Below are 25017 nucleotides of genomic sequence, written 5' to 3'. Positions count from 1 at the left end.
TGATCGAAGCCTTTTTTAAAATTTATTTAAAAAATTATTTATTGAAAAGCGTTCAAGCCTGTAATATCAAGGCCTGTAATCAATAAATGGATATCGTGTGTTCCTTCATAAGTAATAACACTTTCTAGGTTCATCGAGTGGCGCATAATGCTGTATTCGCCAGTAATACCCATTCCGCCGAGCATTTGTCGTGCTTCGCGAGCAATATTGATTGCCATATCTACATTGTTTCTTTTCGCCATAGAAATCTGTGCGCTGGTGGCAGTTCCTGCATTTCGCATTACCCCAACGCGCCAAGCTAATAATTGCGCTTTAGTTATTTCGGTAATCATTTCAGCGAGCTTTTTTTGCTGAAGTTGGAATTGGCCAATTGGTTTTCCAAACTGCATTCTTTCTTTTGAATAGCGAAGTGCGGTGTCATAACAATCCATAGCAGCGCCAATTGCACCCCAGGCAATTCCAAAACGTGCGGAATCAAGACAACCAAGTGGCGCGCCCAAACCTGATTTGTTTGGAAGCAAGTTTTCCTTCGGAACTTTTACATTGTCAAATATAAGCTCGCCTGTTGCTGAAGCGCGAAGCGACCATTTATTATGTGTTTCGGGTGTTGAGAATCCTTCCATTCCACGTTCTACTATTAAACCGTGAATTCTACCTTCTTCGTTTTTTGCCCAAACTACAGCAACTTGTGCGAAAGGAGCATTACTAATCCACATTTTAGCGCCATTCAAAAGATAGTGGTCACCTTTGTCTTTAAAGTTGGTGGTCATCCCACCGGGATTGCTTCCGTGGTCCGGCTCAGTCAATCCAAAACAGCCCATCCATTCGCCGGAAGCGAGTTTTGGGAGATATTTTTTTCGTTGTTCCTCGTTTCCGTATTTCCAGATTGGATACATAACGAGAGAAGACTGTACGGAAGCAGTACTGCGAACGCCACTATCGCCGCGCTCAATTTCTTGCATAATCAATCCGTAAGAGATTTGGTCAAGCCCTGCTCCACCGTATTCCTCAGGAATATAAGGTCCAAAGGCTCCAATTTCCGCAAGGCCTTTAATGATTTGGCTTGGAAATTCTGCCTTTTGGGCGTATTCTTCTATAATAGGAGATACGTCGCGCTTTACCCAATCGCGGGCAGCTTGGCGTACCAGTTTGTGTTCATCGGAAAGTAATTCGTCAAGATTGTAATAATCGGGAGCTTCGAATAAATCTGGTTTCATCTATAAGTAATTTAAAGGAATACAAATGTAGAAATCACAAGCTTAAAGACCTACATTTTCAAGTAAAAATCCTGTACCAGTTTTATATATTCTTCGGTATAATTGTGGCGTAAAGTTTCAACAGTAAGGTTTTCTATTTTAGAAGAAATTTTTTCAAAAGAAAATTCGAGCATGCTTCTTTTTTCTTCTGAAGTCTCATTGCCTCGAACTCTGCAAATTCTATTTGGAAATAGGTTTACTTCCGAAGCCATTTTGATGAATTTTTCTTCTTCTTTTCGGGGAATGATAACGGCAAAAATTCCTTCGTCGGAAAGTAAATGGGAAACACTTTCAATTAATTCGTCAAAGGGAAGTGCATCACTGAATCGTGCCAAATCACGAGACTCGTTGGAAGTTTTATAATCTTCGGAGTAGAATGGTGGATTGGAAATAATGAGGTCGTACTTTTCTTCAATTTCATCTACAAATTCTTCCAATGAAGCGTGGTAGCAAAACAATCTATCGCCCCAAGGAGAATTCTCGAAATTATCCACGCACTGTTCGTAAGCGTTTTCATCAATTTCAATGGCATCTACCATTTCAGCATTACTTCTCTGCGCTAATTGCAAGGCGATAATTCCCGTACCCGCACCAATATCCAGAATTGAAAATGGTTTTTTACTTACAGAAACCCAAGCTCCGAGCAAAACACCATCAGTGCCAATTTTCATTGCGCAGCGGTCTTGTTCAACTGTAAATTGTTTGAATTTAAAGGGTTTGTTCATAATTAATTCTGAAGTCAGAATTATAAGTACATTTCTATCAAACCTTCAGGTACGTTCAAAAGAATAGATTTGTTTTCACGATCCACTTTTTTTATGAAATGGTCAATCATAGGTATCAAAATTTCTTTGCCGTCACGATCAATTTCAAATAAGGCTTGCGAAGTGGTGTCATTAACACCGGTAATTTTACCAATTTTACCGAAAGATTCATCTTCCGCGGTAAAGCCAATGATTTCGTGATAGTAGAATTTATTACCTATGAGTTTTGGCAGGAATTCCAAAGGCAGGTAAAGATGTGCTCCAATTAATGCATTTGCATCCTCTTCATTTTTTACATCTTCAAAACGCACGCGTAGTAGTTCGCTTTTGTGGAGTGAGCTTTCTTCAATAAAAAATGGAATCAAGTTTTTGCGTTGTTCCACAAAAACTGATTCCATTTCAGTAAAAAGTTCGGGTTCGTCTGTGTCTAATTTTATTAGCAGTTCCCCCTTAAAGCTATATTTCTTAACGATTTTGCCTAAGTAGAAGCAGTTCTCCTTTTGCATCGTTCTAAAATTTATGCTTCTTTTTTGTCTTCCTTAACTTCCTCAGCAGGAGTTTCGGTAGCTTCAGCAGCAGGAGTTTCCTCTGTTGCAGTTTCTGCAGTTGCTTCAACTTCCTCAGTTGCTTCTTCTTCTGCAGGAGCAGCAGCGGCAGCGGCCTCAGCAGCACGTTTGTCGCTTACAGCTTTTTCAGCAGCAATTGCTTCTGCTTTTGCTTTTTGCTGTGCGTCTGTAAGTGTTGCTTTTTTGTGATCGATAGTACCTTTTTTAGATTCTAACCACTCGTTGAATTTTGCTTCTGCTTGTTCTTCGGTTAAAGCACCTTTACGAACACCACCAGCAAGATGGTTTTTCATTAAAGCTCCTTTATAAGAAAGAATAGCGCGGGCAGTATCTGTTGGTTGAGCTCCATTTTGAAGCCATTTTACAGCACTGTCAACATTAAGATCAATCTGTGCAGGATTGGTCGTTGGATTGTAAAATCCTAGTTTTTCAAGAAATTTACCATCTCTTTTGCTGCGGCTATCCGCGGCGATAATCCAGAAATAAGGCTTACCTTTCTTCCCGTGTCTTTGTAGTCTGATTTTTACAGGCATATTGAATTAATTTTTGGGGTTCCCGACCCCGGTTATAATTAAGGACGGCAAAGATAGTATATTTTCTTTTTGAAAATCAACCAATTAAAGTTTTTATTTTACATTTGTCAAAACCCCTAATATCCGCTTACTTATGAAGAATTTTGTGTATTTACTGTTAGCTGCCTTATCCATTATTTCCTGCGAAGATAAACAAGTGAATGAGATTGCCTTGCAGGCAAAAGTGGATGATAGACTTTACATTTCAACAGATGCACGCGCATCGTTGAATGACGATGGAAGTGTGACAATTCAGGGTTTTACTGATGTTGAATCTATGACGCTGCACCTTTCTCGTTTGGCTGAAGGTAATTTCGCAATTGGGGAAGGACTTCCTAATTTTGCAGTTTATGAGGATATGGGCGGAAACATTTATACTACAAATCCTAATGGGGAAGGAGAAATAACTATTTCAGAGTTGAATGAAAACAATAAAACACTCTCGGGGATTTTTAATTTTAATGCTTTTCTACCGGGTATTGATACAATTTATGTTTCCAGCGGAACACTTTTTAATGTTTCCTATTCGGGCGGAGATATTCCCGATCCTACAAATGCGGGAACATTTAGTGCCAAAGTTGATGGCAATGTCTTTTTACCAATAATTGTTTCTTCCCGTGACACTGGCAACACAATTATAACTTCGGCAAACACAGCCAATGCAACGATAGTGATCTCTGTTACTTCAAATGTGGAACCTGGCGAATATACTTTGCCAAGAGGTGGTTTTGGTGCTAAATATCAAGATGTCAATGGGCCAGAAACTACTGCGGATGGTATAATAAATATTCTTGAACACGACATTGCCGCCAAAACAATTAAAGGCACATTTTCTTTTATAACAAACAGAACTGAAGTAACCGAAGGTCAGTTTGATGTTGCCTATTAGTTAACATTTCTACACGTTTCCCTGCTCAAAGGTTAAACCTTGTTAAATTACTTTAAACTTAGGTTAATAATTCGCTGAAACACCTTTATTCATGGTATGTTAAGATATATCGGAATGAAGTTGAAAGTTGTCTTCATTCAAAGGATGATTATGATGAAGAAAAACAGCTATAATTTAAATTGAGAAAAAGAATATGAAGTTTACTGAAAAAATGACAAGCAAATTAAACGAACTGTTAGAGAAAAATTATGATGCCGAAAAGGGTTATAAAAAAGCTGCAGATAAAGTTGAAAATACTAAGTTGAAACAATTCTTTAATGAGCAAGCTCAAAAAAGAAATGGTTTTGGTCACGAAATAAAAACTGAAATCAAAAACTATGGCGAAAATCCTGACAAAGGAGGAAGCGTTACAGGAACAATGCATCGCACATGGATGGATATTGAAACTGCATTTTCTTCAAACAAGGAGGAAACAATTTTAGAAGAAGTTCAAAAAGGTGAAAAAGCTGCTGTTGAAGAGTACAATGAAGTAATTAAAGATACTACATTGCCGCCCACAACACAGAAAATTTTGACAAATCACCGAGATACTATTCAAGACGCATGGCAAAGTGCCAAAAACTTTGAAGCTGTAGTATCCTAATATTTTTGAAAAAGAAGAATGAGGCCGTCTTTGGAAATTTCCAAAGACGGCTTTTTATTGTGAACAACTCGTGATAATTTAACGTTCCAAAAGCGCTTGATTTTTCTATTTTTACTGTCCCGAATTTCACTTCGATTTCACGTCTAATTTCAAATAAAATTCCAATGTATTTAATCTTCGATACAGAGACTACTGGACTTCCCAAACGCTTCAATGCGCCCGTCAGCGATAGCGATAATTGGCCGCGTTGTATCCAGATTGCGTGGCAATTACACGATGCAATGGGAAACTTGATTGAACATCAAGATTATTTGGTGCAGCCCGAGGGTTTCAACATTCCTTTTGATGCCGAAAAAATACACGGAATTTCTACCGAATTGGCAACTGCCGAAGGAATTTCTTTAGAAGAAGTGACTGAAAAATTCAATTTAGCACTGTCTAAAACAAAATTCCTTGTCGGTCAAAATGTAGGTTTCGATGTAAATATTATGGGTGCGGAATTTTTCCGTCTCGGAATTGAAAATCCATTGCCGAATCTTCCAGTTTTAGACACCTGTACCGAAACCACCGCCCAACTTTGCCAAATTCCTGGCGGTCGTGGCGGAAAATTCAAATTACCAACATTAACTGAGCTTCACGAATTTCTTTTTAGCGAACCTTTTGCTGAAGCGCACAACGCTACCGCAGATGTTGAGGCAACCACGCGTTGTTTTTTCGAATTGATACGTCGTCAGATTTTCACAAAAGAAGAATTGGACGTTCAGCCAGATTACTTCGAGAATTTTTCAGAAGAAAATCCGCAGAAGATTCAATTAATTGGAATCGAACATATAAACCTCAAAAAAGCTTCGGAGAGAATCCGAAAGCAAATGCAGGCCACTTCGGAAACAGAGAAAATTTCTTCCGAAGAAATAAAAGAAAATATTGCTACACTTGAAGATGCGCCATTTGTGCATCTTCATAATCACTCGCAGTTTTCAATTTTACAATCCACTTCAAGTACTTTAGATTTGGTTAACGCTGCTGTTGAAAATAATATGTCGGCGATATCATTGACTGATACCGGAAATATGATGGGTGCATTTCATTTTGTGCAGGCCGTTAGTAATTACAACAAATCGCTCGCAGATTTACCTAAAAATGATGAAGATGAACAACCTCCAAAACCACTAAAGGCAATCGTGGGTTGCGAATTTTTTGTCTGCGAAGACCATTTAAACAAAACCCATAAAGATAACGGCTACCAAATTGTACTTCTCGCCAAAAACAAAAATGGCTACCACAATTTGGCAAAAATGGCTTCCATCGCTTATACCGAAGGATTTTATTACGTGCCGCGAATTGATAAAAATATTGTAGAAAAATACAAAGAAGACATCATTGTTTTAACGGGAAGTCTTTACGGGGAAGTACCCGGAAAGATTTTGAATATTGGAGAAAACCAAGCAGAGGAAGCGTTGCTTTGGTGGAAAGAAATGTTTGGCGAAGATCTATATGTTGAAGTAATGCGCCACGATCAGGAAGATGAAAAACGCGTAAACGATGTTTTGATTGGGATGGCAAGGCGAAACAACGTGAAAATTGTAGCCTGTAATAATACCTACTACATAAAGAAAGAAGACGCCAACGCCCACGATATTTTACTTTGTGTAAAAGATGGGGAAAAACAGGCGACGCCAATTGGTCGAGGTAGAGGTTATCGGTACGGTTTGCCAAACCAGGAATATTATTTTAAGGGACAGGATGAAATGAAGTTGCTGTTCAAAGATCTTCCCGAAGCAATTTTGAATATTGAAGAAGTAGTTTCAAAAATTCAGCCTTATTCTTTGCATCGCGATGTATTGCTTCCCAATTTTGGTATTCCGCAAGAGTTTTTGAAACCGGAAGATATCGATGGCGGCAAGCGTGGTGAAAATGCCTATTTACGATATTTAACTTACGAAGGCGCAAAAAGACGTTATCCAGAATTAATTGAGGTTTCTTATGAAGCGCTTACAGACTCTGAAATTCCTGAAGGCGCTTCCGAAAGAGTAAAAGAAATAAAGCAACGTTTAGATTTTGAATTGGATGTTATCGCTAATACGGGTTATCCCGGTTACTTTTTGATTGTACAGGATTTCATTGCCGAAGCAAGAAAAATGGACGTTTCCGTGGGTCCGGGCCGTGGTTCTGCAGCGGGAAGTGCGGTGGCGTATTGTTTGGGAATTACAAATATCTGCCCTATTAAGTACGATTTACTTTTTGAGCGTTTCTTAAATCCAGACCGTGTGAGTATGCCCGATATTGATATCGACTTTGATGACGAAGGCCGAAGTAGGGTAATGGATTACGTAATTAATAAATACGGAAGCAATCAAGTAGCACAGATTATTACGTATGGAACGATGGCTGCCAAGTCTTCCATTCGCGATACGGCGCGGGTTTTGGATTTGCCATTGAATGAAGCGGATAGAATTTCGAAGCTTATTCCGAATATGACCAAGCTGAATAAAATTTTCGGTTTGAGCCCTGCGGAATTGCGAAGCCGCTTCCGAAGCGATGAGCTTCCAAAAGTGAACGAGCTTTTAAATCTTTCCGAAGGAAGTGATCTTGAGGCACAAACCATAAATCAAGCAAAAATTCTTGAGGGATCCGTCCGTAATACTGGAATTCACGCCTGTGGGGTAATTATCACGCCCAGCGATATTACAGATTTCGTTCCCGTTGCCACAGCAAAGGATTCAGATTTATATGTTACGCAGTTCGACAACTCAGTTGTTGAAAGTGCTGGTCTTTTGAAGATGGACTTTTTGGGGTTGAAAACATTGACCCTTATAAAAGACACCGTAAAACTCGTAAAGCACAAACACAATGTAGATCTCGATCCAGATGAATTTCCGCTCGATGATGAAAAAACATACGAGCTTTTCCAAAGAGGAGATACAGTAGGTATTTTTCAGTACGAATCTGCCGGTATGCAGAAGTATATGAAGGAGTTGAAGCCAACAGTTTTTGCAGATTTAATTGCAATGAATGCGCTGTATCGCCCAGGCCCGATGGAATATATTCCCAGTTTCGTAAAAAGAAAACACGGAGAAGAAGAAATTGAATATGATCTTCCAGCGATGGAAGAATATTTGAAAGAAACCTACGGAATTACAGTCTATCAGGAGCAGGTGATGCTGTTGTCGCAAAAATTGGCTGGGTTTACAAAAGGTGAAGCCGACGTTTTGCGAAAAGCGATGGGTAAAAAGCAAAAATCGGTACTTGATAAAATGAAGCCTCAGTTTGTTGCCCAAGCTGCTGAACGCGGCCACGATGCCGAAAAATTAGAAAAAATCTGGAAGGACTGGGAAGCTTTTGCGAGTTATGCCTTCAACAAATCGCATTCTACCTGTTACGCTTGGATTGCATACCAAACAGCCTACTTAAAAGCGCACTATCCAGCTGAATATATGGCTGCAGTTCTTTCAAACAATATGAGTGATATAAAACAGGTCACCTTTTTTATGGACGAATGTAAACGGATGGGACTTACTGTTTTGGGTCCCGATGTTAACGAGTCTTTTCATAAATTCACCGTAAATGACCAAGGCGCCATTCGTTTTGGAATGGGCGCAGTTAAGGGAGTCGGAAGCAGTGCCGTGGCAACCATTGTTGAACATAGAAAAGACGGAAAATACAAATCGGTTTTTGATTTGTCAAAACGAATCGATCTGCGTTCCGCAAATAAAAAAGCATTTGAAAACTTGGCTTTGGCGGGTGGTTTTGATAGTTTCGACACACATCGAGCACAATACTTGCATGATGACGGTGATGGGGTTATGTTTATTGAAAAAGTGCTTCGCTATGCCGCAAAATATCAGGAAACGCAGAATTCTTCACAAGTAAGTCTTTTTGGCGATGCCAGTGAAGTTCAAATTCCCGAGCCTGAAGTTCCCCCTTGTGAGGAGTGGGGTACGATGAAAAAACTGAAGCAGGAACGCGAGGTAGTTGGTGTTTATATTTCGGGTCATCCGTTGGACGATTTCAAAATCGAAATGAAAAGTTTTACCAATTGCAAGGTTTCTGATTTTAACCGTTTGGAAGATTTTTTAAATAAAGAGATGTGTTTTGGAGGCGTGGTAAGTGATGTACAACACAGAGAATCAAAAGCGGGAAAGGGTTGGGCAATTTTTACTGTGGAAGATTATGAGGACAGTTACGATTTCAAAATTTTTGGTGAAGAGTATTTAAAGTGGCGCCATTTCTTGGTTCCGAATAGTTTCATATATGGACGTGTTTTCGTGAAAGAGGGTTGGACAAACCATGATACGGGCAAAAAAGGAGAACCTCGACTTCAGTATAACAGTTTCCTATTGCTGCATGATGTAATGGAAATTCACGGAAAAAAACTGACGCTAACATTCCCTTTAAATGCTTTAGAAGATGGTAAAATCGATTCTCTTAAAGATCTTGTAAAATCCCACAAAGGTGAAAAACAGTTGTTTTTTGTGGTTTATGAAAACGAGGAAAAAATTCATCTAACAATGCCAAGCAAAAAACATAAGATCAACATTTCAAAGGAATTGCTTGACGAGCTTGAAAGAGAGCAGGTGCTCTATAAGTTGAATTAATTATAGAAATAAACAATACATTCATATCCTAAACATATATTAACCCCGTAAGTTTTCGCAAAAAATATGACTACTTTTGTGAAATCATTAAAAACAAAGATTATGGCATTAGAAATAACAGACGCAACATTTGAAGAAACGGTTTTAAAAAGTGATAAACCCGTATTGGTTGACTTTTGGGCAGCCTGGTGCGGACCTTGCCGAATGGTAGGACCCATCATCGAAGAAATTGGAAAAGAATACGACGGTAGAGCCGTGGTAGGAAAAGTAGATGTAGATGCAAACCAAGAATTTGCAGCTAAATATGGAGTACGTAACATTCCAACTGTTTTGGTTTTCCAAAATGGTGAAGTGGTAGGCCGTCAAGTAGGTGTTGCCCCTAAAAATGTTTACGCTGAAGCGATTGATTCGCTTTTATAAAATAGCAGAAAGAGAAAATTAAAAACAAAAAGGCTTGGCGTATTGCTAGGCCTTTTTCTATATTAGTAAAAATGTCCGGTCGAGCGCAGTCGAAGCCTTTTTTGAAATAAAATATATATTAAAATCTCTTATCTGCGAGCGAGAGAAAGAATTATAATTATGAAAAAAACAGATAAAATACAGGATAAAATTGATGGTAAGCTATTAGAGGAACGCAAAGTTTTCCTTTGGGGAATGGTAGACGACAAAAGTGCGCGCCACGTAGTAGATAGGTTAATGTATCTAGACGCCTTAAACCACGACGAAATTAAATTCTACATTAATAGTCCAGGAGGATATGTTACCTCTGGGTTTTCAATTTATGATACAATTAAAGAAATAAAGAGTCCGGTATCAACCATTTGCACCGGATTGGCAGCTTCTATGGGGAGTATTTTACTTTCTGCGGGTGAGAAGGGAAAACGCTTTATCCAGCCACACGCTCGTGTAATGATCCATCAGCCAAGCGGTGGAGCCCGCGGTGTTGCAAGTGATATTGAAATCACTGCGCAGGAAATTTTGAAGACAAAGGAAATCAGTGCGCGAATTTTAGCCCAAAATTGCGGTCAAAATTTTGAAAAAGTAATGAAAGATTTTAACCGCGATCATTGGATGAGTGCAGAAGAATCTGTTGATTATGGTATTGTAGATAAAATTTTGAAATAATACTATCTGTTTGTTTAACTAAGTTTTTCACTAAATATAGAAAAATTAAACAACACTTCGTCAAGTTTAGGGTGACCCATGAATATAGAAAAAGAAATAAATGAGATTACTGGTTTTAAAAACCTGGAACTGCTTGCAAAACAAGTGGTGGAAGGCTTTATTTCTGGACTTCATAAAAGTCCTTTTCATGGGTTTTCCGCAGAATTTGCTGAACATAAAATTTACAATAATGGAGAAAGCACCAAACATATAGATTGGAAGCTTTTCGCTAAAACAGATAAACTTTACACGAAACGTTACGAAGAGGAAACAAATTTGCGGTGTCATTTAATTGTGGATAATAGCAGTTCGATGCATTATCCAAAACTGAAACAGTTCAATATTAATTCCTTGAACAAAATTGGTTTTTCGGTTCTAGCGTCTGCAGCTATTATGAATTTGATGAAACGCCAACGCGATGCCGTTGGTTTGAGTATTTACAGTGATGAATATGATTTTTACGCTTCTGAAAAAGGCAGTGAGCGCCATCACCAAATGTTGCTTCAAAAACTGAATGAGGCCTTGCTATCTTCAAAAGAAAAAACTTTAACGAAAACCTACGAGCACCTGCATTTAATTGCCGAAAAATTGAAACGTAGATCCTTGGTTTTCCTTTTTACAGATATGTTCCAAAGCAATGCCGAAGCGGAAAAACTTTTTGAAGCACTTCAGCATTTAAAATATAATAAGCACGAGGTCATACTTTTTCATACTTTCGATAAAAAGAAGGAGGTAGATTTTGATTTCAGCAACCGCCCCAAGCGTTTTGTAGACGTTGAAACTGGCGAATTCGTAAACCTTTATGCAGACAATATAAAGGAGCAATATGAAAAAGCGGTACAAGATTATTTTGTAGAACTTCAATTGCGTTGTGCACAATATAGAATAAAGTATGTTCTAACTGACATTAACGAAAGTTTTAACAAGATTTTGACAACCTATTTAGTAGAGCGTCAGAAGTTTGGATAAAATATTTTATTTTTTAAAAAAAATGTTTGCCAAAATGAAATGGAGTGGTATATTTGCCACCGCTTAATACGGCAAGAGAGTAGTCTCAAAATGTATGGTAACAAATTTTCACTTTGCCTAACTGTTGTTAGGGTCTTCTTAAAAGGAGATTGAAAAATTGGTCTGGTAGTTCAGTTGGTTAGAATACCTGCCTGTCACGCAGGGGGTCGCGAGTTCGAGTCTCGTCCAGACCGCTTAAGGGGTTATTAAAAACCCACAAAACCTTGTAAATCTTATGATTTGCAAGGTTTTATGTTTTTAGGACAATCATATAATTTCATATCATTTGCATCTAAAAGGTCACAAATCGTCAACATATTTTTTTATCTGCGATTATGTTGACAAAATAACGTAACTTGCTCATATTAGTATAGTTGATTTGACTTTCGTCTCAATATATGTTTAACCATTAAAGACGACAACTATGCGAACTTCATCAACATTTTCAATATTGTTTTGGGTGTACGGAAAACGCGCTGTAAACAACAAAGCAAACATCTACATTCGGGTTACCTTAAACGGTAAACGTGTCAATATCAGTCTCAAGAAGAAAATAAATATTTCCACTTGGGATGAAAAACTACAAAGAGCAAGTGGAACCAATAAGGATTCCCGTATTCTCAATCTTTACTTGAACGAAGTACAATCAAGAGTATATAGGATTTACGAAGATTTCAAGAGAGAAGAAGTGCCTTATACTTCCCAAATGGTCAAAGCTAAATTTTTAGGCGAGGACAAGACACGTTTTACCTTTCAAGAACTTGTTGACTATTATAATGAAAAGATGCAGCACAAGTTACATAAAAATACGATGTGTCAATATAAGACCAGTCAGCGGTATATGATGGAATTCATTTTAAAAGAATACAAACTGACAGACATTCCACTTTTAAATCTCGAATATAGTTTCATTATAGGTTTTGAAGACTTCCTTCGGTCATATCTACCAAAAAGTGGTCAATCTAAAATTGGCAATAATACTGCAATGAAACACATTAAACGTTTGCGTAGAATGGTTACTCTTGCCTACCGAATGAAATGGATGGAAAGAGACCCGTTTGTCAATTTCAAAATGAAAATCGAAAAAAAAGAACGCAGTTTCCTTACAGATTTTGAATTATTGAGTATCGAAGAATTGTCTTCTTCTATAGAACGTCTTATGTTAGTAAAAGACTTGTTTGTTTTTAGTTGTTATACTGGTATTTCTTACGTGGACCTTGTGCAATTAAGTGAAGATAATATTGTAATCGGCATAGATGGTAGTCCTTGGATAATGGCTAAAAGAGTAAAAACAGGTGCATCGTTTAAAATCCCACTTCTGCCTAAAGCTGCACGCTTAATAGAAAAATATGAAGACCACTATCGAACCAATGATACATCGAATCTTTTGCCGAAGTTATCAAATCAAAAACTAAACAGTTATTTAAAAGAAATAGCTGATCTGTGTGGTATTAAGAAGAACCTAACTTTTCATATGGCGCGCCATACCTTTGCTACAACGGTTACTTTGAGTAATGGTGTTCCAATAGAGACTGTATCTAAATTATTAGGGCATACTAAACTGTCCACCACTCAAATTTATGCGAGGGTCGTCGAGAGAAAAGTAAGTGATGATATGGCGCTTCTCAAATCAAAGATTGGCTAATGAAATTCCACCTGCTTTGCAGATAGAATTTCGTTTTTCAGAAATGACCTTATTGTCCGCCTATGGGAGCTAGCCAAGGCCACCTTCTAAGGAGATGGGATTTTTACTGGTTAAACTTATTATTTATGAGATCCGGCACCTCTTATTTACCGTGTCTTGGCAATGTCTTTCGGGTACCTTATCCATATTTTCCGATATTCAGCTCTCAAGGATCTACTTTAGAAACTAATAGGAACAGTATTGTTTTTCAGTATCATATCGGAAGCTTTCGTAAATTTATGTTGGACGGTCTTTCTTGCCAGCAGGATGTCGTTACAGGTTCTGTTGAGTTGTTTGGCATACATGTACTGTTAAGAGATTTTCTATATAATGATATAGCGATTCGGCGTGGTTGTATGCTTTTTGGAGATATAAGGCCCGAATACGTTGGTAGTAGTATTTTAATAATCGAGTAATTGTTTACCAATTAAACTCCTTTATTTTAAACGTCAGTATCCATTCCTACCAAAATCATACTCTATTAAAATTCGAAACAAGATAAACAGAGTATTAATGATGTCCGAGATCAGGGAGAAAAAATAAGATAAAAGACCTGATTTTTTTGACGGTTTTTGAACTAAAAGTGTAACTTTATAATTCCTTAATAATGGGAAAGTTCTTTTATTTATTGATGCTGGCGTATAAAGATTACTATCCCTTCGGGATGCCGATGCCCAACAGAAACCTGGAGGGAGATTACCGCTACAAGTTCCAGGGACAGGAGAAAGATCCAGAGACTGGGATGGAGGCTTTTGAGCTGCGGCTTTGGGATAGTAGGATTGGACGTTGGATGAGTCCTGATCCATTTAATGAATTTTTCTCTCCGTATATCGGTATGGGAAATATTCCTACAATCGTATTTGATCCGGATGGTGGAAGAATTATTGTTGGAGCAAAAATAGGGGGTCAGTTTGTGCAATATGAATATAGACAGGGGAAGTTTTATGATCTTAAAACAAACAGTGAAATTAAAGGAATAACAAATGGATTTTTTGCTACAGTTAAAAATGCGTTAGGACAAATTACTAATAATGATCCTAATTCCTATGGAGCTTCTTTTATAAATACATTGGAGCGAGGGACTGACAATTATTTGATTAGAGAGTTGGCTGGAGCGTCTAATACACTCCATAATATTGTTAATATTGATCCTTCTAAACAAATAGAAACATATTTAACTAGTGGGCTTAAGCTATCTCCATTTTATATTACCTTGGCACATGAATTAGGTCATGCATATGGAAATGTGCACGGTGAGTCCAATAAAAATCAATTTTGGTATAACTTAGGAGGGACTGACGTGTTTAAAAGCGAAATTTATGCATCAACAATTGAGAATGTTATTAGAAAAGAACAAGGATTAGATTTAAGAAAATATTATTCACATTATACAAATACAAGACAACCATATAATCCTTCCCTTTTGTTACCTAACTCTTTAGATATATTTAGAGCTCCCGTATTTTTCAATCTTAACAATTCATCTGGTAAAGAAAGAGTTTTAACTCCGAGGTTTTTCTAAATTGAGAATATTATGAAAAATATAGTAAAAATATGCTTTAGTTTGATTATTTTGTTTTTGGCAACATCTTGTTCGTCGAGTGTTACTTTAAATACGTTAAGTAAAAAAATCGAAAAGAAAAGTAATATCAGATATCCCGTTCAAGGAAGTAAACTCATCTATTCAAATTGTAATATTAAGATGAGAGAGGAATTTTTGGAAAGTGTCATTAAAAATAGTGATATTGATTATTCTATTAATAATATTTTTATTGAATTCCATGACAACAAAAAAATTTATTTTGCATTAATGGTAAAAGATAATTTAAGCTATTATGAGAGAGAAGATTTTTTGAATTGTATAAGTGGAAAAGAAATTTTTTTTCCTAAAGAAAACGAGCATAATTTTGAAAAGTTAATAAAACATATATTATTGGATTTAGGGAAAGGTCTTTCATACGACAATTTAATTAATGAGTCTTTAATAAATAAAGTTTCTGATGCCGGCCCTGTCTATATAACAGTATTTGATATTATAGATAAAAATAGTGTTAAAATAAAGAAATCATTAAAGATTAATCAATATTATAATCCTAAATATGACGAATGGCCTTCTATTGATTAGTTAAATAAATATAACAGAATTAAACCTTCTGTTTTTTCTTTGAAATTAGTTTTATAAAAATTTTATTCTATATGATTATGATCCCTTCGGGATGCCGATGCCAAACCGAAATGTGGAAGGGAGTTATAGGTATGGTTATCAGGGCGAATTTGCCGAGACCGACCCTGAGACTGGGATGCCCGCTTTTGAACTTCGGCTTTGGGATGCGCGTATTGGACGGTGGTTGACAACTGACCCGTACAAACAACACTTCAGCCCGTATATGGGGATGGGAAATAATCCGATATCTTTTACTGACCCAGATGGAGGTAGTGATTGTCCTAATAAACCTTGCAATCAAGGGGAAGCTACCACATTCAATTATCTTTCAGGAGAATATGAAGTCGATCTTAGCACGGGTTTTACTTTGGAGGAAGTTGTTGTGACTGCACCCCAAGGGGTTAATGGAATTGATGGAAAGAATTTTATTAATGGAGCGATAGTATTATATGGCATATCACAAGGAGCCTCAGGCACAATTCGAGATTTTGACCAAATAACAGATGCTTTAAAAAAACAAACTTTTTTATCAAGAGAATTCAATCAAGCAGGGGAGTTAAGACCTTATAAATTAAACCCTGATGGTACAGCGGCCTATAAGGGCGGAGGACCTGCAAGATACAAAGCTGAAGATGTGACGAAAGCTGCAAGTAAATTTAAAGCTACTGCGAACACTATCAAAGTGGTTAAAGCCATAGGTGTTGCAGGCAATATTGTTGGAGTAGGGTTAAGTGTTCATCAAATTTATTTAGACGGTGAAGTTACATTGGTAAATGGTATGGATACTTCTATGGGTCTCGTTGCTTTTATTCCTGGAGTTGGTTGGGTTTTATCAGGTAGTTATAGTATATTTAGAGCTACTATACCAATGGATAGACCTTATGATTATCGATTAATAGGACCGAAAGGGATACACCGATTTGGGGAAGGAGGATAGATATGTTTCTAATATTTGACAAGATTTATTTAAAAATTTTGAGGCTTTATAAAGATAGATTTAAAAGTGATATACCCGAAGTATACTCTATTTCATTTATTGTCTTGATAATATTTTCTCATGGATTGTTTTTAGTTAAACTGATAAAACTTGTCTACCCCAAATTAAACTTGTTTACGTTTTCCAAAATCCATATTGTCATTTTATTTGTATCGCTCTATATTCTATTAGGAATTAGGTATTTACTTGTTTTTGATCTTAAATCATTTGAAAGAAAACATAAAGTAACTTCTCATTTAAGAGGATTGATTATTTATATATTACTGTTTAGCATAGCTTTTACGTATTTAATTACTAAATAAGTTACAGTGTATATTTGATTGCTCAGCCTCTATGCAATTGACTTCATTTGATATTTTTAATGAACGCATCATTTAATAGTATATTAATTAAATCATGTACGACATGTGGTAATTTATTAGGTAGAAATTTAGCTTGGTTAATTAATTTTGATTAATCTCGAAATTTATAAATCAAAAAAGTATGAACCCCGTTAGATTTACATATTCGACCGGGGGTTGGATTTAAATTTACAAAGAAAATTTAATTATTTTCAACAGTTCTGCTCTTTGAGACACAACTTGAATCCCTTCGGGATGCCAATGCCAAACAGGAACGTTGAGGGGCAATACAGATATGGCTATCAGGGAGAATTTGCCGAGACCGACCCAGAGACGGGGATGCCCGCTTTTGAACTACGCCTATGGGACTCACGTATAGGAAGATGGCTCACTACCGATCCATACGGCCAGCACTTCAGTCCGTATATGGGGATGGGGAATAACCCCATATCAACGGTGGACCCAGACGGTGGTTGCGACGACCCACCATGCTGGGAAAATGGAGATTACAATAACGGTAGTTTGGACGAAGTGGTAGTTATTGGACAGGGAAGTGGTGGATTGAAATCTGTAGGATATGATTATAGTGGAATGCCCGATTTTATGCGTTTCGATATGGATAGCTCTTGGACTTCTTCGACTAACCTATCACTATCAGAATATAATCAAAAGTACGGCACTGACTTTGGAGACCAAAACCCTGGCAATACCTATAATCAATGGGCATATCGTTTTTATTATAAGCCACAGTATGATGATATGATTAGCAGTATTCATGAGGGGACTAATAAGGCGGCAAATATAATTTTGCAAACGGGATTAACAATTGCTCCGATTGGAGAAATTGTTATAGGTAGTAAGTTAGTCTACCTAGGGGTCACTAAGGTTTCAAAAATATCAATACATGGATATAGGGCTTTCAAAGTAGGTGATGCATCCGCTAATGCTTTAAGAAGCAGTGTTTATTTTACCAAAACTCTGAACCAATATGGTTTGAATATAAAGTTTTTTGCTCCTACAATTTATGGATCTAGTAAAACTTTAGGCACGTTTTTAGGAAGAAATTCAGCAGTATTTGGCACAGGTTTAATATTTGATGGTTCCAGACGCCTTTACAATCTTTATGGAGAATGAAAATATTATGGAAGAAAAAATTTTATTATTTTTTAACGATAGAATTCAAAAACCAATAAAAAAAGATTCTGAAATAAATAAATATGGTTTTTTCGGAATGGATGCTATCGTACTTATGTCAGATTTTTTTGAGGAATTTGAAATACAAAATAGCGAGGATTTTGATATTTTTTCATATTTTGTTGAAGAATTAAGTTTCATTGATTTTTTGAAAATAAGTTATGAAAAACGACTAATACAAAAACCCCCCCTGAAAATAAGACATTTAATTGAAGTTGCGGAACAAAAGAAGTGGTTTTCTCCATAGATTAGGTTAATATCGAGATCCAAATCCTTTAATAAAGATAAATATTTCTTTTATCGTAGCTGAATTATCACGGGGTATCTCATTGGAGGGCATTTATTACCTAGACAATTTTAGTGCGGGCGACATCCCCACGCTGATCCTTGCTTACAAGAATTATATCCCTTCGGGATGCCCATGCCCAACCGCAATGTGCAAGGGAGTTATAGGTACGCTTACCAAGGACAAGAAAAGGATAATGAGACCGGGATGGAGGCTTTTGAGCTACGGCTTTGGGATGCAAGAATCGGAAGATGGCAAAGACCAGACCCTATGAGACAATATCATAGTCCTTATCTCGGGATGGGAAATATACCTTCAAGTGCTTTTGACAGTGATGGAGGCTATGTATATATAATGGGAGCAGATGGCAGCTTGCTAAGAGTATATAATAAAGTAATGGGTGCTGAAATTGGAGCAAGTGCTATAGATTATTTTATTAACAATCCGGATAAGCACGTTATCATTTCGTCTGCATCTACGCAAGGAGCGGGTGGCGTAACTACATATGTAGGAAATTACTCTAAAAAAACTATTTGGTCTAGTAGCAAAGCTAATTTTAGAATGAACGGCTGGAGTAAAGCAAATAAAGCCAAATATAATAATCATATGAAGAGTTTTATCGGTGCTCAATTACAACCTGGAGACAACTACTTAATTTCTATAGATACGCAAAACAACTCACCACATTTTAATTTGGAAGCAGCTTTTCACGAAATATACGCACACGCTTTTGCTAAAGAGGCATTGGGGATAGAGAATACAAAAAGTAATCCCGATGCACAACATTTTCACATTGGAGGATCAGAAAACGGGAGGTTTGATAATATGCCAGGTAATCGCCAAGGCCCACCCTTTATGTCATATCCCATAGAAAATTTTTATAATTCAGATGTCATGATGTACGAAATGGGCGGTGTTTTTATAGGTGGAGTTCCAGACTTTGGACAAATGGGCAGATTAATGTTCGGTTCACAGAATGCTGGGAGTGCCAAAAAAGTTGAGATTATTGTTGGACCTTTAGAGCAAATGGGTTATGAGAATTAAAGTTTTGATTATACTTGTATTAGTAAATTATTCTTGTAATTTTTCCGTTAAACAATCAAAAGAAGTAAGTGGTCAAAATAATACAGGACAGGTTAATTGTAAGGAAGATATAATTTTTCCCAAATCAAAAAATTTAAAAAACTTAAAAAGCAAAAAAGGAGATTCTATTTTATTTTCTTTAACTTACAAAAAGGATACATGTTATTCTTCCGAAGGGATTAAGTTTCAAAAAATTAATATAATATTGAAATCTAAAGATTATTTGGATTCGTATTTCTGCTTAGGTATCAAAAAAGATTCGTTATTTGTTGGAGAATTTTATGATTCAAAAATTAATGATATTCTTTTTTTGTTTTCAGTAAAGGATTACAATTATCCTAGAAAAGTCAAAAACACTTTTCTATCACCCCTAAAATTAGATATCATAAATATTTATGAACAGGACAATGAGAAAATATTTGAGATAGAAAGCTTCTATGAAATGCCCCACGATGAACCACCCCGATATACTTTTGATAAATTTTACATAAGCAAAGAGCGTGGCATCTTTAGGGTAGATGTTATGGAAAATAAGACCAATGAAATATATAGCTCCTTCTCTCTATAAGAAATATTTTAGAAAATATTAAGCTGAAACAAAAGCTACTGTAAGAGGTAGCTTTTTTACACCTTATGTTTAGCTATAAACGCATCGATAAAAACTTTTATTAAGTGTTAGTCATTGTTATGCCTTGAGTCGCTCGAAGCTGTCTATTATTTTTAAATTCCGAAGATTGATTAATTTTAGTTCCCATACCATAAGATATAAACCCATATCATTAAAAGATAAGCAGATTCAGATAACATTTATTTACAAATTTCCCATCGCTTTTTGAAGTTTTGGTAAAATCGTTTTGCCGAAAAATTGTGTTGCCGAAAACTATCTGCCGTCTATTTACCAGAACTGCGCTTGATACCCTGTAAAAAAATACTGATTCTAAAAAAAGAAAGGAAATAACGCATGGTTTTCCTTGAGTGAATTTTGACCTTGAGGATTACTAATCTTATAGACAAGCTATTGAGAAAGAAATTTTAACTTAATCTAAAAGCCAGATAGACTATTTAAAAATTTTGTTTAAACGTTTAAGTTTTCATCAACAATATAAAATCTTATATTTTTGAAAATAAAAGGTTTTATCGAATGAAAAAAGCAGAACCACTCATTCCTCTTTTTGAAAAATTTATTAGAGATACTGAAATAGGTAAAAGATTAAAACAAAACGGAGAATTACACAAACGAGATACTATTAAAAACTACAAATTTGTTTTAAGAAATTTAATAGTTTTCAATGAAAAAAAGGATTTTGTATTACGAATATGTGATGCTTCAAGACTGACTAAAAGAGAGTATTTATCTGAAAAGAATTATTGGAAAAAGTTTTATAAAAAATTCACGGACTTTCTATATAAAAAAGGTTGCCATGATAACTACGTTGGTACTAATGTGAAAATTATCCGGACTTTTTTTAATTACCTTAAAGAGGGCTTGTATTATAATACAGGTGATTTTCATAAACTATTTTATGTGAGAAGTGAAGAAATAGAAATATTTGTATTGTCACCAAACCAGCTAAAATTTCTCATACACGACAAAAATTTTGAAGGTTCTCTGCCTGATAATTTAAAAAAGATAAAGGATATTTTTGTTTTTGGGTGCTCTACGGGATTACGATTTTCGGATATTTGCTTGCTTACAAATAAAAATTTTGAGTTGGAAAATAAGCAATGGTATTTAAGAATAAAATCCAAGAAAACTAAAAAATATTCACTTTTCAAACTTTCAGAGTATTCAGTTAATATTTATCTGAAATATCGTCCTATCAGTAATAAAAAAAATGTTTTTGATTTAATAAGTCTATACAATTTTAACAAACATTTAAAATTAATTGGTGAAAAGGCCAGATTTAAAAATCCTATAGAGATTTCTAGGGAAAAAAGAGGGAAATCACAAACAACTAAAAATAAAAAACAAGTATTGTTTTATGAAAAAATGAGTTCTCATATGATGAGACGGACCGCTATTACCACTTTATTAATTTTAGGGATGCCTGAACACATGGTTAGAAAAATCAGTGGTCATAGTTACTCTAGTAATTCATTTAACCGCTATGTTCATTATGCTCAATCATATATGGATAAAGAACTCGATAAGGTACACGAAAAATTAAATCATTATTAAATTTAGCCAATTACACTGCTCAGCTTAAACATTGGCAGGTACATCGCAACCAAAATTATTCCTACGATAAGGCCCACAAACAAGGTAAGCAAAAAATTAAGCACGTTTGATATAATCTGCCCCTGATATTTAATCTCAAGATTGTATTGGTCATAAAGCTTTTGGAAAATATATTCTGTCTGGTTGGTCTCCTCCGCAACTTTTAAAAGCGCAATGAGTTTTTTGTCGTAGAAAGGATGCTCAGCGAAACTCTCATAAAGCTTTTTTCCTTGGATAATATCCTTTTCTACGGACACCAGTGTTTTTTCCAACGGATAGAGCCTTATCATATCTCGCGCCAATGCAATTCCACTGACCACTGGAATTCGGGCATTGGTGAGCAGAGCCATTGCCTGCGTAAACTGTATCAAGTAGATTTTCTTAATATAATTGCCCATCACGGGAATCTTTATTTGGAGATTGCCTATAAACCGATAGTACCATTCCTTTTTGGAAACGATTTTAAACAGGATTATAATCAATAGGATTGAAATCAAAACAATCCAACCGTTGTTTACCACAAACCCCGAAAGTTTTACAATGATCTTTGTCAGCCAAGGCAGCTCTACCCGGTTCTGCTTAAAGATATCCACGAACATAGGAACCACATACCGCAACATAAAGAACACAACGCCACAGGCGGTTATTAAAACGATTAATGGATAGGAAAGCGATGAAATAAGCTGTCTTCTCAGTTCGGTCTTTCGATTGAAGAATTCTCTAAGGTCGTTAGTTATTTTGTTTAGTTGTCCCGTTTGCTCCCCAATCTTTACGGCTTGGTATTCATATGGGGTAAAGTTCTTGTTTCTTTGTAATGCTTCCGATAATGAACTCCCTGCTACAATTTGGTTTGAAATATCATCGATCAATTTTTTGTCCTTCTGTTTATTCTGCATCTCGGAGATTAGATCAAGGGCACGTTTTAGATTTACCCCGGAATTGAGTAGCACGCTGAGCTCGGAATAGAACTGCTCCTTGGCCTTGTTTGAAAAAGAATTCCCGAACAGCGATATCTCCCTATTCAGAAAACTTGTTTTGCTTATCTGGGTTTCTACTTTCTTGGTTGAAGTTATATTTTCAAATTTAATCCCCATTCTCTATTATATGGCTGTATGAATCCTTGCTTCGAAAGATAAATATAAAATCTTCTTCCTTTTCCCCAAACCTGATTTTTATGGCATCCGTATTTCCGGCTTCAACTTTTCCCCCTGAATTATATAGTTCAAGATCTGTCGGTAAATCTAGTACGGTATCCGTTCCCCGTAGCACCCAATTTTCTTCCCAAAGATACCTGACCGAATCCAAGGGATTTTTGAAGATGATTTCCCTGCCCAATGGATTATAACCAATAGTATGGTACCTATTAAAATCAACGGTCAGTTGGTCCGTGAACAAATTGCGCTCGGTTCCCTTACTGTAATTATTTTCTATACTTTGCATATTTTTGGTAAACAGGGTAATGATAGCAAAAGCAAGCCCTGCAATGATTGCCGTAATGGCCAAAACAACAAGCATTTCAGTAAGGGTAAAAGCTGGTATTTTCTTTTGGAATCTCATTCAGCAAGTTTTATCCTTATTTCTTTTCTGTTCTTTTTGTTCAACACTTCCATCACATTCTCTCCTTCTTGGGTTTCTATGGCAATATCCCACAGCGGAGTATCTTCATAAAAGGGAACTTTTACTTTTTCGTTGCTGACAAAATAGGTCAGTTCATTGATCCGGTTCCGAAGTGTCGCGTCATCTGAATTGATAGTACCCCGAAATATATTATTTAGGCTGAGACTGGCTATCAAAAAAACGATGACAATGATCACCGAGGCGACCATTGTTTCCACAAGTGTGGCCGATCGTATTTTTTTCAATATAACCATTTTACGATTGCTTTATCGGAATCCTTAAATGGAAGCCCTCCGAATGCAGGGTCAATGTCTCGCCCCCATACTTTTCCGTTATAGATGTGGTTAATATAGACCGAACCGAATTCCCTTGCCAAAAAACGGTTTGCATAAATAGCACCTATTACCGTTCCCATCAGCTCCACGTTCCCTTGGCAATATACATATCCATTAACTGTTCCCATTGGCGCAATTGCTACATGAGTAAAAGAATTCATACTGTTATCTGTCTTTTCCTTTCGTTCATCTAAATAGATGACCGTTCCTTCAATAATGGAATTGTCGGCAATAAAAATTGGTTCTTCTCCTTTTTGAACAGGTATGTTTTCATCATTTTTAGTATTAACTAATATCAATGACGAGGGATAGTCTAATTGTACGTTTTCGGCAAGAGAAATTCTTTCCTCGGCAATAAAGGAGGCGCTTCCAGCAAACCCTTCTTCAATGGTAATCTTGGGTGCTATTACCACAACATCTGTCAATTGTGCAATATTGGTTACTACTACTTCCGTTACGCTCTTGATGATAATGTTTCCTATATAGGTTTCGTTAAGAGTAATCTTATTTTCATCGTACACAAAATGTGTATTTTCAAAAAAAGAGTTTTTATTGATGGCTTCCCGCTCTATCACTTCATCTAAATTGAAAGGAACATACTCTTGCAATCTTCTAATGTCGTTCACCCAGACTGGGTCTAGTTCTGGAAGAGACCCTTTTCCTGAACTGATATTTCCCCTTACCAGTTCCTTGCCATTGTAGTAATGACCGGAGATAATACCAGGTTTTATGCCGAAATCAGAAACATAGGCATCGCCCTCAATTACCGTATTGCCGACAAGTACCAAGGGAAGCTTACTTTCAGATAGATAGATGCCGAGCGCAGGATCGGAAACCTTACTACCCGTCAATGCTATCTTGGAGAAACTTTTGGTCTTTGCCAAAGCAGTACTATTAATCTTTAAATACCCGCCCCAACTGGCTTTTTTGATCCTTGTGGTATAAATATCATTCTCTATTGAAATGGAATCCGCGATTAAGTGTTCCTTCTTTAAGGAATAATGAATTCCCGCATTGGCATTATCGATTACATTTCCCAAAATTCTTGACTGGGTATTGAAAAAAAGGTGGGTCTGGGAAAGGGTCAAAAATGAGCCCAAGAGTATAGCGATAATGGTAGCGACCAATATAGCGAACTGCATCGCGGAGGCTCTTATTTTTCTGGGTCGTATCACATTATGGGAAATTCTTTGGTCTGCCCTTCATAGCGGATAAAGATATTCTCTTCCGAGCCTTTGATTATTTTAAGTTTTTGGAGGGTATCCCCTTTTTTTAATAAAAATTGCTGGCCATTTATACTGACAATATAGACGCTGGAAGTGAATTTTTTATCGGCCACGATCCCAAAGTATCCTATGGATGGCCATTGCTTTTCGTTTTTTGGTTTATGTGGAGAATTTGCGTTTTGGGTAGTGGGCTTTGATTTTGCATATACTGTTCCCAAAAAGGGATCGGTTTCAACGGGAACCAGCGAAAATGTATCTTTTTGGATTCCCTTGGGAGGTTTGAAGTTTGCTTTCTGTGTTTTTGCAATATCGATGCTCTCTGAACTGAAGGCATCGACAATCTTATAGATCAAAAACCCCCAGATAACAATTACTACTGGCAAGAGTATCTTTATGTTTTTGTTGCCTTTCAAAA

Annotated in this window: 24 protein-coding genes and 1 tRNA gene; 16 read left to right on the top strand and 9 right to left on the bottom strand. The window is 36.5% G+C overall.

Annotated features, from left to right (window positions below; genetic code table 11):
- Nucleotides 1-38: 38 nt before the first annotated feature.
- The 4 genes from AEQU1_RS00665 to AEQU1_RS00650 are packed head-to-tail and all read right to left on the bottom strand — an operon-like array spanning nucleotide 39 to nucleotide 3119.
- On the bottom strand, nucleotides 39-1217 hold the full coding sequence (locus AEQU1_RS00665) for an acyl-CoA dehydrogenase family protein (RefSeq protein ID WP_111877971.1): 1179 nt from the start codon (nucleotides 1215-1217) through the stop codon (nucleotides 39-41).
- 50 nt (nucleotides 1218-1267) lie between these two features.
- Nucleotides 1268-1981, bottom strand: a complete 714-nt coding sequence (locus AEQU1_RS00660; protein ID WP_111877970.1) for a tRNA1(Val) (adenine(37)-N6)-methyltransferase — start codon at nucleotides 1979-1981, stop codon at nucleotides 1268-1270.
- Nucleotides 1982-2001: 20 nt separating this feature from the next.
- Nucleotides 2002-2526 (bottom strand): ribosome maturation factor RimM, encoded by a 525-nt coding sequence (gene rimM / locus AEQU1_RS00655; RefSeq protein ID WP_111877968.1) that lies wholly within the window; start codon nucleotides 2524-2526, stop codon nucleotides 2002-2004.
- An 11-nt stretch (nucleotides 2527-2537) separates the two neighbouring features.
- On the bottom strand, nucleotides 2538-3119 hold the full coding sequence (locus AEQU1_RS00650; RefSeq protein WP_111877966.1) for a 30S ribosomal protein S16: 582 nt from the start codon (nucleotides 3117-3119) through the stop codon (nucleotides 2538-2540).
- Nucleotides 3120-3252: 133 nt separating this feature from the next.
- Between AEQU1_RS00650 and AEQU1_RS00645 the strand changes: the two genes are divergently transcribed.
- The 16 genes from AEQU1_RS00645 to AEQU1_RS00570 all read left to right on the top strand — a co-directional run bounded on the left by AEQU1_RS00645 (nucleotide 3253) and on the right by AEQU1_RS00570 (nucleotide 21385).
- Entirely contained in the window at nucleotides 3253-4047 is a 795-nt protein-coding gene (locus AEQU1_RS00645) for a DUF6252 family protein (protein WP_111877964.1), read from the top strand.
- A 211-nt stretch (nucleotides 4048-4258) separates the two neighbouring features.
- Complete coding sequence (locus AEQU1_RS00640) at nucleotides 4259-4690, top strand: PA2169 family four-helix-bundle protein (protein ID WP_309300241.1); 432 nt, start codon at nucleotides 4259-4261, stop codon at nucleotides 4688-4690.
- Nucleotides 4691-4854: 164 nt separating this feature from the next.
- A complete protein-coding gene (dnaE, locus tag AEQU1_RS00635) occupies nucleotides 4855-9285 on the top strand; it encodes a DNA polymerase III subunit alpha (RefSeq protein WP_111877961.1) in 4431 nt (1476 codons plus the stop codon).
- 102 nt (nucleotides 9286-9387) lie between these two features.
- Nucleotides 9388-9705: a thioredoxin gene (gene trxA, locus AEQU1_RS00630; RefSeq protein WP_111879009.1), complete on the top strand. Its 318-nt coding sequence runs from the start codon at nucleotides 9388-9390 to the stop codon at nucleotides 9703-9705.
- A 159-nt stretch (nucleotides 9706-9864) separates the two neighbouring features.
- The gene (locus AEQU1_RS00625) at nucleotides 9865-10410 is read left to right on the top strand and encodes a ClpP family protease (RefSeq protein WP_111877960.1); all 546 of its coding nucleotides are present in this window, start codon (nucleotides 9865-9867) and stop codon (nucleotides 10408-10410) included.
- Between the two features lie 78 nt (nucleotides 10411-10488).
- A complete protein-coding gene (locus AEQU1_RS00620; protein ID WP_111877958.1) occupies nucleotides 10489-11418 on the top strand; it encodes a DUF58 domain-containing protein in 930 nt (309 codons plus the stop codon).
- Between the two features lie 159 nt (nucleotides 11419-11577).
- Nucleotides 11578-11651, top strand: a tRNA-Asp gene (locus AEQU1_RS00615).
- 230 nt (nucleotides 11652-11881) lie between these two features.
- Complete coding sequence (locus AEQU1_RS00610; RefSeq protein WP_111877957.1) at nucleotides 11882-13102, top strand: site-specific integrase; 1221 nt, start codon at nucleotides 11882-11884, stop codon at nucleotides 13100-13102.
- Nucleotides 13103-13748: 646 nt separating this feature from the next.
- Nucleotides 13749-14663 (top strand): RHS repeat-associated core domain-containing protein, encoded by a 915-nt coding sequence (locus tag AEQU1_RS00605; protein ID WP_111877954.1) that lies wholly within the window; start codon nucleotides 13749-13751, stop codon nucleotides 14661-14663.
- Between the two features lie 12 nt (nucleotides 14664-14675).
- Nucleotides 14676-15266, top strand: coding sequence for a hypothetical protein (locus AEQU1_RS00600; protein ID WP_111877952.1), 591 nt, complete (start codon nucleotides 14676-14678; stop codon nucleotides 15264-15266).
- A gap of 64 nt (nucleotides 15267-15330) precedes the next feature.
- Entirely contained in the window at nucleotides 15331-16242 is a 912-nt protein-coding gene (locus AEQU1_RS00595; RefSeq protein WP_258455114.1) for an RHS repeat-associated core domain-containing protein, read from the top strand.
- A 629-nt stretch (nucleotides 16243-16871) separates the two neighbouring features.
- Nucleotides 16872-17777 (top strand): RHS repeat protein, encoded by a 906-nt coding sequence (locus AEQU1_RS00590; protein ID WP_146743693.1) that lies wholly within the window; start codon nucleotides 16872-16874, stop codon nucleotides 17775-17777.
- A gap of 7 nt (nucleotides 17778-17784) precedes the next feature.
- Complete coding sequence (locus AEQU1_RS00585) at nucleotides 17785-18084, top strand: DUF1493 family protein (protein ID WP_181566680.1); 300 nt, start codon at nucleotides 17785-17787, stop codon at nucleotides 18082-18084.
- A 168-nt stretch (nucleotides 18085-18252) separates the two neighbouring features.
- On the top strand, nucleotides 18253-19167 hold the full coding sequence (locus AEQU1_RS00580; RefSeq protein WP_111877945.1) for an RHS repeat domain-containing protein: 915 nt from the start codon (nucleotides 18253-18255) through the stop codon (nucleotides 19165-19167).
- Nucleotides 19157-19774, top strand: coding sequence for a hypothetical protein (locus tag AEQU1_RS00575; RefSeq protein ID WP_111877943.1), 618 nt, complete (start codon nucleotides 19157-19159; stop codon nucleotides 19772-19774). Before AEQU1_RS00580 ends, AEQU1_RS00575 begins: the two co-directional genes overlap by 11 nt.
- A 573-nt stretch (nucleotides 19775-20347) precedes the next feature.
- A complete protein-coding gene (locus AEQU1_RS00570) occupies nucleotides 20348-21385 on the top strand; it encodes a tyrosine-type recombinase/integrase (RefSeq protein ID WP_111877941.1) in 1038 nt (345 codons plus the stop codon).
- A 2-nt stretch (nucleotides 21386-21387) separates the two neighbouring features.
- Here the strand turns inward: AEQU1_RS00570 and AEQU1_RS00565 are convergent, their stop codons facing one another.
- From AEQU1_RS00565 to AEQU1_RS00545, 5 genes are read right to left on the bottom strand one after another with little or no spacing between them, the layout of a single operon-like run.
- Nucleotides 21388-22518 (bottom strand): type II secretion system F family protein, encoded by a 1131-nt coding sequence (locus AEQU1_RS00565; RefSeq protein ID WP_111877940.1) that lies wholly within the window; start codon nucleotides 22516-22518, stop codon nucleotides 21388-21390.
- The gene (locus AEQU1_RS00560; RefSeq protein ID WP_111877938.1) at nucleotides 22508-22981 is read right to left on the bottom strand and encodes a type II secretion system protein J; all 474 of its coding nucleotides are present in this window, start codon (nucleotides 22979-22981) and stop codon (nucleotides 22508-22510) included. Before AEQU1_RS00560 ends, AEQU1_RS00565 begins: the two co-directional genes overlap by 11 nt.
- A complete protein-coding gene (locus AEQU1_RS00555) occupies nucleotides 22978-23286 on the bottom strand; it encodes a hypothetical protein (RefSeq protein WP_146743691.1) in 309 nt (102 codons plus the stop codon). The genes AEQU1_RS00560 and AEQU1_RS00555 overlap by 4 nt, the downstream gene beginning before the upstream one ends.
- Entirely contained in the window at nucleotides 23283-24518 is a 1236-nt protein-coding gene (locus AEQU1_RS00550) for a hypothetical protein (protein ID WP_146743690.1), read from the bottom strand. The genes AEQU1_RS00555 and AEQU1_RS00550 overlap by 4 nt, the downstream gene beginning before the upstream one ends.
- Nucleotides 24519-24547: 29 nt before the next feature.
- Nucleotides 24548-25015, bottom strand: a complete 468-nt coding sequence (locus AEQU1_RS00545; protein WP_111877934.1) for a hypothetical protein — start codon at nucleotides 25013-25015, stop codon at nucleotides 24548-24550.
- Nucleotides 25016-25017: the final 2 nt, after the last annotated feature.

The organism is Aequorivita sp. CIP111184 (genome assembly GCF_900489465.1).
Taxonomy (GTDB): domain Bacteria; phylum Bacteroidota; class Bacteroidia; order Flavobacteriales; family Flavobacteriaceae; genus Aequorivita.
This window is presented reverse-complemented; position numbering and strand designations above follow the sequence as displayed.